Annotated in this window: 11 protein-coding genes, 2 tRNA genes and 3 rRNA genes; 3 read left to right on the top strand and 13 right to left on the bottom strand. The window is 61.8% G+C overall.

Annotation, left to right across the window (positions count from 1 at the left end; all coding sequences use genetic code 11):
* Positions 1 to 48: 48 nt before the first annotated feature.
* From rrf to ahpC, 9 genes are all read right to left on the bottom strand, one after another.
* A 5S ribosomal RNA gene (rrf, locus tag BMY12_RS12770) occupies positions 49 to 163 on the bottom strand.
* A 118-nt stretch (positions 164 to 281) separates the two neighbouring features.
* A 23S ribosomal RNA gene (locus BMY12_RS12775) occupies positions 282 to 3,139 on the bottom strand.
* Positions 3,140 to 3,346: 207 nt separating this feature from the next.
* Positions 3,347 to 3,422, bottom strand: a tRNA-Ala gene (locus BMY12_RS12780).
* Positions 3,423 to 3,452: 30 nt separating this feature from the next.
* Positions 3,453 to 3,529: transfer RNA gene (locus BMY12_RS12785), tRNA-Ile, on the bottom strand.
* A 122-nt stretch (positions 3,530 to 3,651) separates the two neighbouring features.
* Positions 3,652 to 5,181: ribosomal RNA gene (locus BMY12_RS12790) — 16S ribosomal RNA — on the bottom strand.
* Together the 16S, 23S and 5S rRNA genes with 2 tRNA genes alongside form the textbook arrangement of a ribosomal RNA operon.
* 420 nt (positions 5,182 to 5,601) lie before the next feature.
* A complete protein-coding gene (gene phoR / locus BMY12_RS12795) occupies positions 5,602 to 6,993 on the bottom strand; it encodes a phosphate regulon sensor histidine kinase PhoR (RefSeq protein ID WP_093286836.1) in 1,392 nt (463 codons plus the stop codon).
* Between the two features lie 32 nt (positions 6,994 to 7,025).
* Positions 7,026 to 7,718 carry a phosphate regulon transcriptional regulator PhoB gene (phoB, locus tag BMY12_RS12800; protein WP_218140186.1) on the bottom strand — a complete coding sequence of 231 codons (693 nt, stop codon included), beginning with the start codon at positions 7,716 to 7,718 and terminating at the stop codon, positions 7,026 to 7,028.
* A 102-nt stretch (positions 7,719 to 7,820) separates the two neighbouring features.
* Entirely contained in the window at positions 7,821 to 9,398 is a 1,578-nt protein-coding gene (gene ahpF, locus BMY12_RS12805; RefSeq protein WP_093286841.1) for an alkyl hydroperoxide reductase subunit F, read from the bottom strand.
* A gap of 126 nt (positions 9,399 to 9,524) precedes the next feature.
* Positions 9,525 to 10,088 (bottom strand): alkyl hydroperoxide reductase subunit C, encoded by a 564-nt coding sequence (ahpC, locus tag BMY12_RS12810; RefSeq protein WP_093286843.1) that lies wholly within the window; start codon positions 10,086 to 10,088, stop codon positions 9,525 to 9,527.
* 249 nt (positions 10,089 to 10,337) lie between these two features.
* On the opposite strand from ahpC, the gene trxB reads away from it, so the two are divergent.
* The 3 genes from trxB to BMY12_RS12825 are packed head-to-tail and all read left to right on the top strand — an operon-like array spanning position 10,338 to position 12,475.
* Positions 10,338 to 11,288 carry a thioredoxin-disulfide reductase gene (gene trxB, locus BMY12_RS12815; protein WP_093286846.1) on the top strand — a complete coding sequence of 317 codons (951 nt, stop codon included), beginning with the start codon at positions 10,338 to 10,340 and terminating at the stop codon, positions 11,286 to 11,288.
* 38 nt (positions 11,289 to 11,326) lie between these two features.
* On the top strand, positions 11,327 to 12,010 hold the full coding sequence (locus BMY12_RS12820; RefSeq protein WP_093286849.1) for a glutathione S-transferase family protein: 684 nt from the start codon (positions 11,327 to 11,329) through the stop codon (positions 12,008 to 12,010).
* Positions 12,011 to 12,049: 39 nt separating this feature from the next.
* Entirely contained in the window at positions 12,050 to 12,475 is a 426-nt protein-coding gene (locus BMY12_RS12825; protein ID WP_245732512.1) for a C40 family peptidase, read from the top strand.
* 17 nt (positions 12,476 to 12,492) lie between these two features.
* Here the strand turns inward: BMY12_RS12825 and BMY12_RS12830 are convergent, their stop codons facing one another.
* Genes BMY12_RS12830 through BMY12_RS12845 form a run of 4 tightly spaced genes read right to left on the bottom strand, consistent with a single transcriptional unit; the run spans position 12,493 to position 17,159 of the window.
* Positions 12,493 to 13,749, bottom strand: coding sequence for a M20/M25/M40 family metallo-hydrolase (locus tag BMY12_RS12830; RefSeq protein ID WP_093286854.1), 1,257 nt, complete (start codon positions 13,747 to 13,749; stop codon positions 12,493 to 12,495).
* Positions 13,746 to 15,479: an allantoate amidohydrolase gene (locus tag BMY12_RS12835; protein WP_093286857.1), complete on the bottom strand. Its 1,734-nt coding sequence runs from the start codon at positions 15,477 to 15,479 to the stop codon at positions 13,746 to 13,748. The genes BMY12_RS12830 and BMY12_RS12835 overlap by 4 nt, the downstream gene beginning before the upstream one ends.
* Positions 15,476 to 16,432 (bottom strand): allantoinase PuuE, encoded by a 957-nt coding sequence (gene puuE, locus BMY12_RS12840; RefSeq protein ID WP_093286860.1) that lies wholly within the window; start codon positions 16,430 to 16,432, stop codon positions 15,476 to 15,478. The genes BMY12_RS12835 and puuE overlap by 4 nt, the downstream gene beginning before the upstream one ends.
* Complete coding sequence (locus BMY12_RS12845; protein ID WP_218140187.1) at positions 16,422 to 17,159, bottom strand: GntR family transcriptional regulator; 738 nt, start codon at positions 17,157 to 17,159, stop codon at positions 16,422 to 16,424. The genes puuE and BMY12_RS12845 overlap by 11 nt, the downstream gene beginning before the upstream one ends.
* Positions 17,160 to 17,161 lie beyond the last annotated feature (2 nt).

Consider the following 17,161-nt stretch of genomic DNA (forward strand, 5'->3'; position numbering starts at 1 on the left):
CAAAAGAAAAACCCCGATGCATTTGGCATCGGGGTTTTTGGTTTAAGACCCTGGCAGTGTCCTACTCTCACATGGCAGCTGCCACACTATCATCGGCGCTGAGTCGTTTCACTTCCGTGTTCGGGATGGGAACGGGTGGTTCCAACTCGCTATGGCCGCCAGGGAAACTGGCCGAGAAACTGACTTGCGGTCAATTTCTCGAATTCGGTTTTGGTAGTTGAACACTGAAGCACATTTCTCAATGCCTTCAGTTCTTAACGGTAAAAATGCTTGAGCGTTATATGATCAAGCCTCACGAGCAATTAGTACGCGTTAGCTTCATGCATTACTGCACTTCCACATCGCGCCTATCAACCTTGTGGTCTACAAGGGCTCTTCAGGGGACTTAAAGTCCCGCGAGATCTCATCTTAAGGTGGGCTTCCCGCTTAGATGCTTTCAGCGGTTATCCCGTCCGTACATAGCTACCCAGCGATGCCACTGGCGTGACAACTGGAACACCAGAGGTACGTTCCACCCGGTCCTCTCGTACTAAGGTGAACTCCCTTCAAATCTCGAACGCCCACGGCAGATAGGGACCGAACTGTCTCACGACGTTCTGAACCCAGCTCGCGTACCTCTTTAACCGGCGAACAGCCGGACCCTTGGGACCGACTACAGCCCCAGGATGAGATGAGCCGACATCGAGGTGCCAAACACTGCCGTCGATATGGACTCTTGGGCAGTATCAGCCTGTTATCCCCGGAGTACCTTTTATCCGTTGAGCGATGGCCCTTCCATACAGAACCACCGGATCACTTAGACCTACTTTCGTACCTGCTCGACTTGTTTGTCTCGCAGTCAAGCTAGCTTATGCCTATGCACTCAAGAGCGCGATTTCCGACCGCGCTGAGCTAACCTTCGCACTCCTCCGTTACTCTTTGGGAGGAGACCGCCCCAGTCAAACTACCCACCATACAATGTCCCTGTCCCGGATAACGGGACGAGGTTAGAAATTCGAGTTTACCAGGGTGGTATTTCAACGACGCCTCCATCAGAGCTAGCGCCCTGATCTCAAAGGCTCCCACCTATGCTACACAAGCAAACTCAAACTCCAGTGTAAAGTTATAGTAAAGGTTCACGGGGTCTTTCCGTCTTGCCGCGGGAACACTGCATCGTCACAGCGATTTTAATTTCACTGAGCCTCGGATGGAGACAGTGGGGCTATCGTTACACCATTCGTGCAGGTCGGAACTTACCCGACAAGGAATTTCGCTACCTTAGGACCGTTATAGTTACGGCCGCCGTTTACTGGGGCTTCGATCAAGAGCTTCGCCTTGCGGCTGACCCCATCACTTAACCTTCCAGCACCGGGCAGGTGTCAGACCCTATACGTCCACTTTCGTGTTTGCAGAGTCCTGTGTTTTTGATAAACAGTCGCAACCCCCTCTTCACTGCGGCCCGCTTGCGCGGGCGTGCCTTCTCCCGAAGTTACGGCACTAATTTGCCGAGTTCCTTCATCCGAGTTGTCTCAAACGCCTTAGGATACTCTCCTCGCCCACCTGTGTCGGTTTCGGGTACGGATTCTTGATGCCTGAAGCTTAGAGGTTTTTCTTGGAAGCGGGGTATCAGGTACTTCGTCTCAAAAGAGACTCGTCATCACCTTTCAGAATTGACCTCCCGGATTTGCCTAAGAGGTCTTCCTACGGGCTTAAACTACCATCCAACAGGCAGCTACCCTAACCTTCTCCGTCACCCCATCGCAGCATCAACAAGTGCTGGAATATTAACCAGCTTTCCATCGACTACGCCTCTCGGCCTCGCCTTAGGATCCGACTCACCCAGCGCCGATTACCGTTGCGCTGGAACCCTTGGGCTTACGGCGAACGGGTTTTTCACCCGTATTGTCGTTACTCATGTCAGCATTCGCACTTCTGATACCTCCAGCAAACCTTACGGTTCACCTTCACAGGCTTACAGAACGCTCCTCTACCACGCATATTGCTATGCATCCGCAGCTTCGGTACACCGCTTGAGCCCCGTTACATCTTCCGCGCGGGCCGACTCGACCAGTGAGCTATTACGCTTTCTTTAAATGATGGCTGCTTCTAAGCCAACATCCTGGCTGTCTTAGCCTTCCCACATCGTTCACCACTTAGCGGTAATTTTGGGACCTTAGCTGGCGGTCAGGGCTGTTTCCCTTTTCACGATGAAATTTAGCTCCCACCGTGTGTCTCCCATGATTGCACTTGTCGGTATTCGGAGTTTGCAACAGTTGGGTAGGAACTTGTGCTCCCCCCAGACCGTAACAGTGCTCTACCCCCGACAGTGATACATGAGGCGCTACCTAAATAGCTTTCGAGGAGAACCAGCTATCACCCGCCTTGATTAGCCTTTCACTCCTATCCACAAATCATCGACTACCTTTTCAACGGGAGTTCGTTCGGGCCTCCAAGTGGTGTTACCCACTCTTCACCCTGTTCATGGATAGATCGACGGGTTTCGGGTCTACTCCCAGCAACTATTCGCCCTATTAAGACTCGGTTTCCCTACGGCTCCCCTATACGGTTAGCCTTGCTACTGAGAAGTAAGTCGCTGACCCATTATACAAAAGGTACGCCGTCACCCTTGCGGGCTCCGACTACTTGTACGCATCCGGTTTCAGGTTCTATTTCACTCCCCTCTCCGGGGTTCTTTTCGCCTTTCCCTCACGGTACTGGTTCGCTATCGGTCGACAACGAGTATTTAGCCTTGGAGGATGGTCCCCCCATGTTCAGACAAGGTTTCACGTGCCTCGCCTTACTCAATTTCATTTCACATGCCTTTTCGCATACGGGGCTATCACCCACTATGGCCAGCCTTTCCAGACTGCTTTGCTAAGACATACAAAACTTTTGGGCTGATCCGCGTTCGCTCGCCACTACTAGCGGAATCTCGGTTGATTTCTTTTCCTGCAGGTACTTAGATGTTTCAGTTCCCTGCGTTAGCTTCCGCCACCTATGGATTCAGTGACAGATAGGGCCAAAAGCCCTGGGTTGCCCCATTCGGAAATCCGCGGGTCAAAGCTCGTTTGTCAGCTCGCCGCGGCTTATCGCAGACTACTACGTCCTTCATCGCCTGTTGTCGCCAAGGCATCCACCAGATGCGCTTGTTCACTTGATCATATAACCTCAAACATTCTTTCGAACGTCGAAGCCTAGATCTCACTCGACAATCTTCGCCGTTAAGCACCTATGGCATTGAGTTCAACTAGCTTTACGCTAATCAACTAATGACAACAGTGTTCAACTACTAAACCGTATTGTTAAAGAACAGATCTACTCACGTAGATTCGGGAAAACATTCACAACAAATGCTTTCCGGAATCGGTGGTGGAGCCAGTCGGGATCGAACCGACGACCCTCTGCTTGCAAAGCAGATGCTCTCCCAGCTGAGCTATGGCCCCGGATACCCGATTTGTGTGTATTCGCTAGGTTGGTGGGTCTGGCTGGATTTGAACCAGCGACCCCACGCTTATCAAGCGTGTGCTCTAACCAGCTGAGCTACAGACCCCCAGGTCAAACCGTGCGATTTCAAACCTGTTTCGGGCAGAACCGCACGTGCTTCCGCGGCTCTCGATACTTAGTGCAAGTGACTTGTGTTGGATGCTCCCAAGGCGCTTTGAAGCGTACTTGAAAGGAGGTGATCCAGCCGCAGGTTCCCCTACGGCTACCTTGTTACGACTTCACCCCAGTCATCGGCCACACCGTGGTAAGCGCCCCCCTTGCGGTTAGACTACCTACTTCTGGTGCAACAGACTTCCATGGTGTGACGGGCGGTGTGTACAAGGCCCGGGAACGTATTCACCGCCGCAAATGCTGATCGGCGATTACTAGCGATTCCGACTTCACGAGGTCGAGTTGCAGACCTCGATCCGGACTACGAACAGCTTTTTGGGATTAGCTCCACCTTGCGGTTTGGCGACCCTCTGTACTGTCCATTGTAGTACGTGTGTAGCCCTGGGCATAAGGGCCATGATGACTTGACGTCATCCCCACCTTCCTCCAGTTTGTCACTGGCGGTCCCCTTAGAGTGCTCAACTAAATGGTGGCAACTAAGGGCAAGGGTTGCGCTCGTTGCGGGACTTAACCCAACATCTCACGACACGAGCTGACGACAGCCATGCAGCACCTGTGTCTAGGTTCCCTTGCGGGCACTCCCACATCTCTGCAGGATTCCTAGCATGTCAAGCCCAGGTAAGGTTCTTCGCGTTGCATCGAATTAAACCACATACTCCACCGCTTGTGCGGGCCCCCGTCAATTCCTTTGAGTTTCAACCTTGCGGCCGTACTCCCCAGGCGGAGAACTTATCGCGTTAGCTGCGACACCGACTTGCTGAGCAAACCGACGTCAAGTTCTCATCGTTTACGGCGTGGACTACCAGGGTATCTAATCCTGTTTGATCCCCACGCTTTCGTGTCTCAGTGTCAGTACAGGCCCAGGCGGCTGCCTTCGCCATTGATGTTCCTTCCGATATCTACGCATTTCACCGCTACACCGGAAATTCCACCGCCCTCTACCGTACTCTAGTCTTTCAGTCTCGGAAGCAGTTCCCAGGTTGAGCCCGGGGATTTCACAACCGACTTGAATAACCACCTACACACGCTTTACGCCCAGTAAATCCGATTAACGCTTGCACCCTCTGTATTACCGCGGCTGCTGGCACAGAGTTAGCCGGTGCTTATTCTTCTGGTACCGTCAAGGTCGGAGATATTAGCTCCGACTTTTTCTTCCCAGCCTAAAGTGCTTTACAACCCGAAGGCCTTCTTCACACACGCGGCATTGCTGGATCAGGCTTGCGCCCATTGTCCAATATTCCCCACTGCTGCCTCCCGTAGGAGTCCGGACCGTGTCTCAGTTCCGGTGTGACTGATCGTCCTCTCAGACCAGTTACTGATCGTCGCCTTGGTAGGCCATTACCCTACCAACTAGCTAATCAGACATAGGCTCCTCTAAAGGCGCAAGGTCTTGCGATCCCCTGCTTTGGTCTCTCGACATCATGCGGTATTACTCCAAGTTTCCCTGGGCTATCCCCCACCTAAAGGCAAATTCCTATGTGTTCCTCACCCGTCCGCCGCTAGATGTATTGCTACACCCCGCGCGACTTGCATGTGTTAGGCATGCCGCCAGCGTTCAATCTGAGCCAGGATCAAACTCTCCACTTTAAAGGTGTAAAGCTAGATCCAAATAACAGTCCCAGAACGTGGCTAAACGCTCCAGAACCATCGAAGAGTCATCTTCGATAAGCTCAATCAACTTTGGCTTACGTTGATACTCTCATGTTGCAATGGCTTCGCCATCACCATGGGAGCACCCACACAAATCACTTGCTTTGTTCTTAAAGATCAGGCCACTCAGCTTCGCGCTTTTCTTCAGCGCCGCCGTGCAGCGGGGGGCGAATAATAGGGGATTTTCGAGGTGCTGCAACAGCTCTTTCGCAGCTTTTTTTCAAAGCGATGAAAGGAAACGATTTTTTGTTTTCAGCCTGTGCATGGCGCCGTGATGTCTGCGCTGGAAACGATTAATTTCTAACCATTTTCTGGCGATTTCATCGCCAGCTTGCGCAGCTCGTCTTGTGGCCGAAGCTATTTCAGCGCCGGCTCGGCCTTGTTCACCAGCTGCTCGACGCGGTGATGCGGGAAGCTGCAGCGGAAAGTGGAGCCCACCCCCAGCTCGCTCTCGATGCTCAACTCGGCATCAAAACCCTCCAGCGCGTGCTTGACGATGGACAGGCCCAGACCAGTGCCGCCGGATGCCCGCGAGCGGCCGACATCGACGCGATAGAAGCGCTCGGTGAGTCGCGGGATATCTTCCTGGGCAATGCCGATGCCGGTATCGGCCACGGCGAAACGGGCGCCTTCCACGCTGCGCTCCCAGCTGACGCGGATCACGCCGCCCGCCGGGGTGTAACGCACGGCATTGGTGAGCAGATTGATGATGATGCTGTGCAGCTCGTTTTCGCCGCCCTTGAGCAACAGGTTGTCATCGATGCGAGCCTCGAAGCGGTGCTGCGCCTTGGATACGGCCTTGGCTTCTTCGATGGCCCGACGGATCAGCGCCGGCACCTGCAGGCGTTCGTCATTGCGGGTGCGGTCCGATTCCAGCCGCGCCAGCTTGAGCATGTCGTTGACCAGGGCCTCCATGCGCAGCGCCTGCGCGCGCATCTCGGCCACCGGCGTGCGCCAGGCATTGAGCGGACCGCTGCCCTGCGCGTCCATCTCCATCAGGTCCAGATAGCCGCGCAGCACCGTCAGCGGCGTGCGCAGTTCATGCGAGGCATTGGCAACGAAATCGCGACGCGCCGCCTCCAGCTGCCGGCGCTCGGAGACATCGCGCACGATCAGCAGCTTCTGCTCATTGCCGTAGGGAATGATGCGCAGCGACAGCAGCCGGTTGCGATTGGCTGGCGAAGGGGCCTCGGTCTCGCGCTCGAAATCGCCCTGCTCGAAGAAGTCCGTGAAGCTGGGATGACGGATCAAGTTGGGAATGCGGATGCCCAGATCTTGCGGCGAGCGCAGGCCCAGCAGCTTCTGCGCAGCGGCGTTGAACCAGGAAATCTCGCCGCGCTCGCCGAGCACCACCGCACCGTCGGGCAGCGCTGCCGTGGAGGCCTGAAACTCGGCGAGCATCAGGCTGAGCTTGCGCTTGCGCTTGCGATTCTTGCGCTGCATCTCCAGCAGCAGATCGAAGGCCTCGCCCCACAGGCCCGCCGAATCCGGCAGGGGATGCCGCTTGGGCCTGTGCAGCCAGGCGCGCAGCCGCACCAGCTGCCGCAGCTGCGCCAGGCCATGCGCACTCAGCGCCAGCGCCGCGCCAAATGCCGGGTGATGCACGATGGCGCCCAGCGCCGCACCGCTGCCGGCGGTCAAGGCCATGCGCGCTGCGCCGCGCCAGAACGTCGTGCGCGAGGGAAAGTCCTCGGGCAAAGCCTCGGCCGGCGACTCGGGCGACGGAATGTCTTGCTGTGGTGCCTGCATGCGCGGGGGCCGGATGCGCGGCGGTGCCGGTCTTACACTTTCTCGGAGAAGCGATAGCCGGAACCGCGCACGGTTTGGATCATGCCATCATAACCGAAGGGCTCCAGAGCCTTGCGTAGACGCCGGATGTGCACGTCCACGGTGCGCTCCTCGACGTAGACGTTCTGTCCCCAGACGCGGTCCAGCACCTGCTCGCGGGTGTAGACGCGCTCAGGATGGCTGACGAAGAAATGCAGCAGGCGGTATTCCGTGGGCCCCAGTCGCACCGGCTCGCCCTTGGCGGTGACGCGCTGGCTGGCGGCATCCACTTCCAGGCCGTTGACCGCCATGCGTTCTTCCTCACCGCCGGGCATCGCGCGACGCAGCACCGCCTGGATGCGCGCAATCAGCTCGGGATAGGAGAAGGGCTTGGAGACGTAGTCGTCGCAGCCGGTGTTGAGGCCGCGCACCTTGTCTTCTTCCTCGACGCGCGCGGTGACCATGATCACGGGAATATCGCGGGTCTGCGCCTGGCTTTTGAACTCGCGGGTCAGCTCGATGCCGGACACACCGGGCATCATCCAGTCCATCAGAATCAGGTCTGGGCGCTCGTCGGCGACGCGCAGGCGCGCCTCCTGTGCATTGCCCGCCTCGGCGACGCGATATTCGGCGCGCGTGAGAGCGAAGCGCAGCATCTCGCGAATCGGTGCCTCGTCATCGACGATCAGCACCAGTTTGCCTTGCATAGCCATGGTCCCATTAAAGTCCAGGACCAGTCTATGAACAAGAGGTGACAGTTCCATGACGAAGCGGCGCAAGGCCGCTGCGTCATGGCTGTCATCTCACTGTCATGCGGCCTTGGCCACCGCCGGCGCCGAGCTGCGGATCAGATGATCGAAGGCCGACAGCGCCGCCTTGGAGCCCTCGCCCATCGCAATCACGATCTGCTTGTAGGGCACCGTGGTGCAGTCACCGGCGGCAAACACCCCGGGCAGCGAGGTGGCGCCACGCGCGTCGATCTCGATCTCGCCACGCGGCGAGAGCTTGATGGTGTCCTTCAGCCACTCGGTGTTGGGCAGCAGGCCGATCTGCACGAAGATGCCTTCCAGCGTCAGGTGCCGGATCTCGCCGCTGACGCGCTCCTTGTACTTCAGGCCGTTGACCTTCTGCCCGTCGCCGGTGACCTCGGTGGTCTGCGCCGAGACGATGATCTCGACATTGGGCAGGCTGCGCAGCTTGTTCTGCAGCACCGCGTCGGCGCGCAGCTGTGCATCGAACTCGATCAGCGTGACATGGCTGACGATGCCGGCCAGGTCGATGGCCGCTTCCACACCGGAATTGCCGCCACCGATCACCGCCACGCGCTTGCCCTTGAACAGCGGGCCGTCGCAGTGCGGGCAGTAGGCGACGCCGCGCGTGCGGTACTGCTCCTCGCCCGGCACATTCATCTGCCGCCAGCGCGCGCCGGTGGCCAGCACCACGCTTTTGGCCTTGAGCGTGCCGCCGCTTTCGAACTGCACCTCCAGCGTGCCATCCGCCGCCGCCTGCAGCTTCTGCGCGCGCTGGCGGTTCATGATGTCCACCTCATAGTGGCGCACATGCTGTTCCAGCGCGGCGGCCAGCTTAGGCCCCTCGGTCTCCTGCACCGAGATGAAGTTCTCGATGCCCATGGTGTCCAGCACCTGACCGCCGAAGCGCTCGGCGGCGACACCGGTGCGGATACCCTTGCGTGCGGCATAGATCGCCGCCGCCGCGCCGGCCGGGCCGCCGCCCACCACCAGCACATCGAAAATGTCCTTGGCCTTCATCTTCTCGGCATCACGCGCCGAGGCGCCGGTGTCGAGCTTGGCGAGGATTTCCTCCACGCCCATGCGGCCGGCGCCGAACGGCTCGCCGTTCAGGAAAATCTGCGGCACCGAAAGAATTTGCAGGCGCTCCACTTCTTCCTGGAACAGCGCGCCATCGACCATGGTGTGGGAAATCTTCGGATTCACCACCGCCATCAGGTTCAGGGCCTGCACGACTTCCGGGCAGTTCTGGCAGCTCAGGGAGATGTAGGTCTCGAACCGGTACTCGCCATCGAGCGCGCGGATCTGTTCCAGCACCGCCTCTTCCACCTTGGGCGGATAGCCGCCGACCTGCAGCAGCGCCAGCACCAGGGAGGTGAATTCATGGCCCATGGGAATGCCGGCGAAACGCAGCTGGATGGCCTGCCCCGGGCTGCTCAGCGCGAACGAGGGCTTGCGCGCCGGGCTGCTGTCGTCCTGGCTGAGGCTCAGCAAGGGCGAGAGCGTGACGATGTCCTGCAGCAGCGCCAGCATCTCGCGCGAGGCTTCGCTGTCGTCGGCACTGGCGACGATGGCCACCGGGCGCGTCAGGCGCTCCAGATAGGCTTGCAGCTGTTGCTTGAGATTGTCTTCCAGCATGGCGGTACTCCGTGAGCTCCAATTAAGGACAGCAGTCTCCCCTGCCCGCCCAAGCCTAAGCTGCGGGATTGCGGCGGGAGTCGAGGGGAGCGGCGGGCCGGCAGCGCCGGCCCGCCGAACGTCGGTTTAGATCTTGCCGACGAGATCGAGCGAGGGCGCGATGGTCTTGGCGCCTTCCTTCCACTTGGCCGGGCAGACCTGGCCGGGGTTGGCGGCGGTGTACTGGGCAGCCTTGAGCTTGCGCAGGGTTTCCGACACGTCGCGGGCGATCTCGTTGGAGTGGATCTCCAGGGTCTTGATCACGCCTTCCGGATTGATGATGAAGGTGCCGCGCAGGGCCAGGCCTTCCTCGTCGATATGCACATCGAAGGCGCGGGTCAGCTGGTGCGTGGGATCGCCCACCAGCGGGAACTTGGCCTTGCCCACCGCCGGCGAGGTCTCGTGCCAGACCTTGTGCGAGAAATGCGTGTCGGTGGTGACGATGTACACCTCGGCGCCGGCCTTCTGGAACTCGGCGTAGTTGTTGGCAGCGTCCTCGACTTCCGTCGGGCAGTTGAAGGTGAAGGCGGCCGGCATGAAGATCACCACCGACCACTTGCCCTTCATGGTCTCGTTGCTGACTTCCACGAACTTGCCGTTGTGGAAGGCATTGGCTTTGAACTCTTTGATTTTGGTATTGATCAAGGACATGTCAGACCTCTTGTGTTGAAATGGGTGTGTGGAAAGCGGGGCTAGATTAGCCAGCCGGAGGCGATACAGGAAGTTGATTTATCTGATCATCGCCATTGGCCCGGGCTATGATAGCGCCGCCTCGCGTACCACCGATGACGGCGCAGGCCTTGTGCCTGCAGCCATTGATTGGCAGCGCGGCGAACCCATTCTAAAGCGCCGGGTCTTAAGCTGCCGCAAGCCCGCCCCACCCCAGAATACTTTTAGACCATGACTCATCACCGACTGATCATTCTCGGCTCCGGCCCCGCCGGCTACACCGCTGCGGTCTATGCCGCCCGCGCCAATCTCAAGCCCGTGATGATCACCGGTCTGGAAGTCGGCGGTCAGCTGATGACCACCACGGAAGTGGATAACTGGCCTGGCGACGTGCACGGCCTGATGGGTCCGGATCTGATGGCGCGCATGCAGCAGCATGCCGAACGCTTCGACACCCAGTTCATCTACGACCATATCCATGAGGTCAATCTCCAGCAGCGTCCCTTCACGCTCAAGGGCGACCAGGGCGAGTACAGCTGCGATGCCCTGATCATCGCCACCGGTGCCAGCGCCAAGTACCTGGGCCTGGACAGCGAGCAGGCCTTCCGCGGCAAGGGCGTTTCCGCCTGCGCCACCTGCGACGGCTTCTTCTACAAGAACGAGGAAGTGGCGGTGATCGGCGGCGGCAATACCGCCGTCGAGGAAGCCCTGTACCTGGCCAATATCGCCAAGAAGGTTTATGTCGTGCACCGTCGCGACAAGTTCAAGGGCGAGAAGATCCTGCACGACAAGCTGTTCAAGCGCGCCGAGGAAGGCAAGGTCGAAATCATCTGGCACAACACCCTGGACGAGGTGCTGGGCGATGCCAGCGGCGTGACCGGCATGCGCGTGAAGAATGTGCAGACCGGCGCCACGCGCGAGATCACGCTCAAGGGCGTGTTCATCGCCATCGGCCACTCGCCGAACACCGCGATCTTCGAAGGCCAGCTACAGATGGCAGGTGGTTATCTCAAGGTGCAGTCCGGCAGCCAGGGCGATGCCACCGCCACCAGCGTGCCTGGCGTGTTTGCCGCCGGCGATGTCATGGATCACGTCTACCGCCAGGCCATCACCTCCGCCGGCACCGGTTGCCAGGCGGCGCTGGACGCCGAGCGTTACCTCGACAAGCTGCAAGGCGGCTGAAGTCTCGCGCGACGCTGCGCCTGAGCCATAATCGCAGCATGCAAGAAGCCAGCGACGAGTCTGCGGCGCCCGAAAACGCCGAAGCCAGCAGCGCGGTGCCGGAAACCCCGGCACCGCGCATGAAGCTCTACACCAGCCCCACCTCGCCCTACGCGCGGCGAGTCCGCGTCGTTGCCGAAGAGCTGGGCCTGAGCGCGCAGATCGACGAGATCGATCTGGACCCGTATCAGGCGCCGCCGGAATTTCTCGCCTTCAATCCGCTGTCCAAGGTGCCGACGCTGATCACCGAGAACGGCGAAGCCCTGCCCGATTCCAATCTGATCATCGGTTATCTGTTCACGCGCGGGCATGGCCTGGCCCCGCTGCCGCGCGGCGCGCGGCGCTGGCGTGCCCTGCGCCGCCAGTATCTGGCCGAGGGCGTCATGGACGCAGCCGTGGCCTCGCGCAATGAAAAGCGCCGGCCCGAGGGCATCATCTATCAGGTGTTTCTCGACCGGCAGGCTGCCGCGATCCGCCGCGCGCTGGACCAGCTCAATGCCGAAACCGGCGAGCTGCGCGAGGGCACGCCGACCACGGTGGAAATCACCATCGCCTGCGCCCTGGCCTATGTCGATCTGCGCCTGCCGTATCTGGAATGGCGCAAGGAGCGTGTGGCGCTGACCGCCTGGTACGAGCAGATCGCACAGCGCCCGTCCATGCTCAAGACCGCGTTCCCGGCGTAGCGCTGTATGCGGCGCTGGCTGCGTCCTGCCTTGCTGCTTGTGCTCGCGCTGCTCGGCGCCTGCGGCAGCCTCCCCGCCGATCCGCAAAACGAAGCCACGCGCCGCAGCCTGGTGCTGGAAGCCCTCGGCCAGGTCGGACGTCCGTATCGCTACGGCGGCGCCACACCCGAAGGCTTCGATTGCAGCGGTCTGGTGCAGTACGTCTACGCGCAATCGGGTCTCTCGCTGCCGCGCACCACACGCGAACAGCACGCTTACGGCCGTGCCATCAAGCTGGAAGACGCCGAACCCGGTGATCTGCTGTTCTACAGCTTCAGCGGTCGCGGCATCGATCATGTCGCCATGTATCTGGGTGATCAGCAGGCCGTGCACGCACCTGCCAACGGCCGCAGCGTGATCGTCGCCAGCGTGCAGCTACGCTACTGGCAGGAACACTTCGTCGATGCAGTGCGGGTTCTGCGCTGAGCGGCCGCAGCCCGGCCTCAGACCGCAGCGCCCAGCAGTTCCGCCAGCGCCGCCGCCACGGTGATGGTCGCGCCACGCAGATCGGAGAGACGCAGATGTTCGTCGGCGGCATGGCCGCAGGCCTCACCGAGCGTGCGCGGACCGGCGCCATAGAGCACGATGGGAATGCCGGCCGCCGCGTAATGCCGCGCGTCGGTGTAGAGCGGCACGCCGTGCTCGGCAATCGCAAGGCCGAACACCGCTTCGCCATGACGCTGCAGCGCGCTCACCAGTTTCTCCGCACCCGGCAGCTTCACCAGCGGCAGGGCCAGCAGAATGCGCCGCTGCTCGACCACGATGCCCGGCAGTGTCGCCGCCACCGCATCAATCAGCGCGCGCAGCTCGGCTTCGGCGGCGTCCACGGACTCTTCGGGAATCATGCGCCGGTCGATGCGGAAGCTGACCTTGTCCGGCACCACATTGGTGTTGATGCCGCCTGCGATGAGTCCGATGTTGAGCGTGGGATGCTGGATGCCCGGCGTGCTGGACCGCCGGCGCTTGAGCGCCTCGCGCGAGTCGTAGAGCGCCTGCAGGATCTGGGTCGCCGCCGCCAGGGCATCGACGCCGGACTCCGGCATCGCCGCATGGCCCTGACGGCCACGCACCGTCACTTCCAGATGCAGGCAGCCGTTGTGCGCGGTGGTCACCGCGTAGGAAAAGCCGGCGGCAATTGCGTAATCGGGCTTGCTTAGATTCTGCTCCAGCAGCCAGCGTGGACCGATGTCACCGCCGGCTTCTTCGTCATAGGTCAGATGCAGCTCGATGCTGCCCTTGAGCGCCACGCCCTTGGCGGCCAGATGCTCCAGCGCACGCAGCGCCCAGGTATAGCTGGCGAAGTCGGACTTGCTCACCGCCACGCCGCGCCCGTACATGGCCGGGCCATGACCCGGTTCCTCGACGATCTCGCCGCCATAGGGCGGCTGCGTCCAGCCCAGACCCGGCGGCACCACATCGCCATGGGCATTGAGGGCGATGGTCGGGCCCGCACCGAAACGTCGCCGCACGATCAGATTGTGCGCGCTGATCATGCCTGCGGCGTGCACGGTCTGATCCGGCACCACATGATCCTCCACCGTATAGCCCAGTTGCTCCAGCAGCTGCCGCGCACGCGCGGCATGCGCGGCGCAGTCGCCGGGCGGATTGTCGCTGGGCACTTTCACCAGCTCGGCGAGAAACGCGCACTCCGCGGAAAACTCGGCGTCGACGAAGGCGCTGATCTGGGGCAGCAGGCTCATGCGGAAAAGCTCACTAGGAATTCATGGAAGGCACGCGCCGCCAGTTCGGCATCGGCGGCGCTCAAGGTCTCGTCCGGATGATGGCTGATACCGCCCCGCCCGCAGCGCACGAACAGCATGCCGATTCCGGTGATCTCGGCCATCTTCATCGCATCATGGCCGGCGCCGCTGGGCAGATGGCGCGGCGCGGCCTCGCCGGTGACGCGCGTGATGGCCTGTGCCCATTGCGCCTGCAGGCGCGGCGTGCAGGGCGCGGCACTGGCCTGCATCACCTCGGTCAGCTCCAGCTGCAGACCGCGACGCTGCGCGATATTGCGCGCCTGATGCAGCACATCGGCCACCGCCGCCTTGCGCAGCGCGTCCTCGCCGGCACGAATGTCCAGCGAGAACTCGCAGCGGCCGGGAATGACATTGATCGCCCCGTTCGGCACCTGCAGACGGCCGACGGTGCCCACCAGTCCGGCGATCCCGCTGCAGCGCTGCTCCACGTACAGCAGCAGCTCGGCAGCCGCAGCCGCCGCATCCTGGCGCAGGTCCATGGGCACGGTGCCGGCATGACCGGCGAGGCCGATGAAGGCACCGCTGAAGCGCTGGCTGCCGGCAATCGCGGTCACCACACCCAGCGCGCGGTTTTCCCGCAGCAGCACCGGGCCCTGCTCGATGTGCAGCTCGACATAACCCAGCAGCTTCGCCGGATCCAGCGCCAGCGCCGCGATGGCCTCGGGGTCCAGGCCCGCTGCCAGCATGGCTTCGCGCAGGCTCAGCCCGCCGCTGTCGCGCGCCTGCAGCCAGCGGGCATCGAAGCTGCCGGTGAGCGCCGCGCTGCCCAGGAAGGTGGACTTGAAGCGCACGCCTTCTTCGTCGGCGAAGGCGATGATCTGCAGATCGAAAGGCAGCTGGCGCTGCTGCTGGCGCAGCTCCAGGGCCACCAGAATCGGCAGCACGATGCCCAGGCGACCGTCGTAGCGGCCGGCATCGATCACTGTGTCGTAATGCGAGCCGCACAGGAGCGTGCGTGCATCGCCGCGGCCGCAGCGCAGCCGGCCGACGACATTGCCGACCGCGTCCTCCTGCGCCTCCAGGCCGGCCGCCAGCATCCAGTCGCGGATCAGCGCTGCCGCCTGCCGATGCGCGGGTGTCAGATACGCGCAGCTCAGGCTGCCCGGCGTGTCCGTATAGCGCGCCAGCTGTTCGAGCATATCGATGCTCTCGGCGCCGGCCGGCGCGCTCACGCTCTCGTACAGGCGAAAACGCGCGATGCGCGCGATCTGCGCCAGCGCGGTCTGGCGCTCGGTGTCCACGTCGTGCTGCAGGCGCTGTTCGAAGGCCGCGAGAATGCTGGCGCGATTGTGGCCGCGCACCGCCAGCACGAAGGGAAAACCGAAGCGCGCGTTGTAGGCGGCATTGAGCGCGGTGAGCTTTTCGAATTCTTCCGGGCTGCATTGCGACAGACCCGCGCCGGCCTGTTCGCGCGTGGACTCGGCGGTGAGCTCGCCGCGCACCGCTGCCTTGCCGGCCAGTTCCGGATGCGCACGGATCAGCGCCAGCTGCGCCTCGGCGCCGGCGGCGTCCACCGCCGCGCACATGGCTTCGTGCAGATAGGCCCGCGAGGAGAACGGCCGCTGCGCCGCCACGCGCTGCGCCACCCAGGGCGAGTGCTCGAAGATGCCGGAGAGCGCGGCCACGAACGCGGCCTCGCTCAGGGCATTGAGCGCCGCGAGGCTGATCATGCGGCACTCCCGAATGGATGCACGGCCTGCCAGTGCCGCGCAATGTCGATGCGCCGCGCCACCCAGACATCGCTGTGCTCCAGCACGTAATCCAGGAAGCGTTCCAGCGAGGCGATGCGCGCCGGCCGGCCGATCAGACGCGGATGCAGGCCGATGGACAGCATCTTCGGCGCATTCAGCCCCGTGGGATCGCCCTCGCGATACAAGGTATCGAAGGCATCGCGCAGATAGTGGAAGAACTGCGTGCCGCTGTTGAAACCCTGCACGGCTGCAAAGCGCATATCGTTGGTGTCGAGCGTGTACGGCACCACCAGATGCGGCAGGGTCTGCGTGCCGCCCTCGCGCGGCACCGTCACCTGCGTCCAGTAGGGCAGATCATCGGCATAGGAATCGGCGTCGTAGACAAAGCCGCCGTGCTCCACCACCAGGCGCCGCGTATTGGGACTGTCGCGACCGGTGTACCAGCCCAGCGGCGCCTCGCCGCAAAGCTCACGCAGGATGGTCACCGCCTCGGCCATGTGCGCGCGCTCGGTGGCCTCGTCCAGCAGCTGGTAGCTGATCCAGCGCAGGCCGTGGCAGGCGATCTCGTAACCCAGCTCGCGATACGCGGCCAGGGCTTCCGGATGACGCTGCAAGGCCATGGCCACACCGAACACGGTCAGCGGCAGCTTGCGCGATTCAAAGGCGCGCAGCACGCGCCAGAGGCCGGCGCGCGAGCCGTATTCGAACAGCGACTCCATGCTCATGTGGCGCATGGGAAAAGCCTGCGCGCCGATGATCTCGGAGAGAAAGGTTTCCGAGCTCGCATCGCCGTGCAGCACGCAGTTCTCGGCGCCCTCTTCGTGATTGAGCACGAACTGCAGGGCGATGCGCGCGTTCTTGGGCCAGCGCGGATGCGGCGGCCGGCGCGCGTAGCCAACGAGGTCTCGGGGGTAGTTCGGATCAGGCGACATCGGCAAACACCGATTTGAGATCGACACCTTCATCGTGGTGTTCGACCAGATTCAGACCTTCCAGCACATGACGCAGATGCTCCTGCATCAGCGTCACCGCATTGGGATCGCCGCGCTCCAGCGCCGCGCACAGCGCCTGGTGCTCGTCCGGCGGACAGGGCGCGGCGCCGGGACGGTCGTAGACGGCGATGATCAGCGAGGAGCGCGAGACCAGCTCGCGCAGCAGGCTGGTGAGCGTGTGATTGCCGGCCAGCTCGGCAATCACCAGATGAAACTCGCCGGAGAGCTTGAGCATGGTGCGGCGGTCGGCCTCGCGCCAGGCCTGCTTCTCCTGCATCAGATGCTCACGCAAGCGCCGCAGATCGGCGCGCGTGGCGCGCTTCAGGCACTGCGTGACGATACCGGCCTCCAGGATGCAGCGTGCCTCGAAGATGTCGCGCGCCTCCTGCACCGTGGGCTCGGCCACCATCGCGCCACGATTGGGCATCAGCGTCACCACGCCCTCGTGCGCGAGGCGTTGCAAGACCTGGCGGATGCGCGTGCGGCCGATGCCGAAGATCTCGCAGAGCTTGTCCTCCACCAGGCGCGTACCCGGCGGCAGGGAGTGCTCCATGATCGCGCTCCAGATGCGCTCGTAGGCGCGCTCGGTATCGCGCAAGCCGCGCGGCGTTTTGGCGGCGGTCTTGCGGCTGTTGCGACGAAGCGGCATGGCGCTGAGCTTGGACATGG

Source organism: Solimonas aquatica (genome assembly GCF_900111015.1).
In the GTDB taxonomy this organism is placed as follows: Bacteria; Pseudomonadota; Gammaproteobacteria; order Nevskiales; family Nevskiaceae; genus Solimonas; species Solimonas aquatica.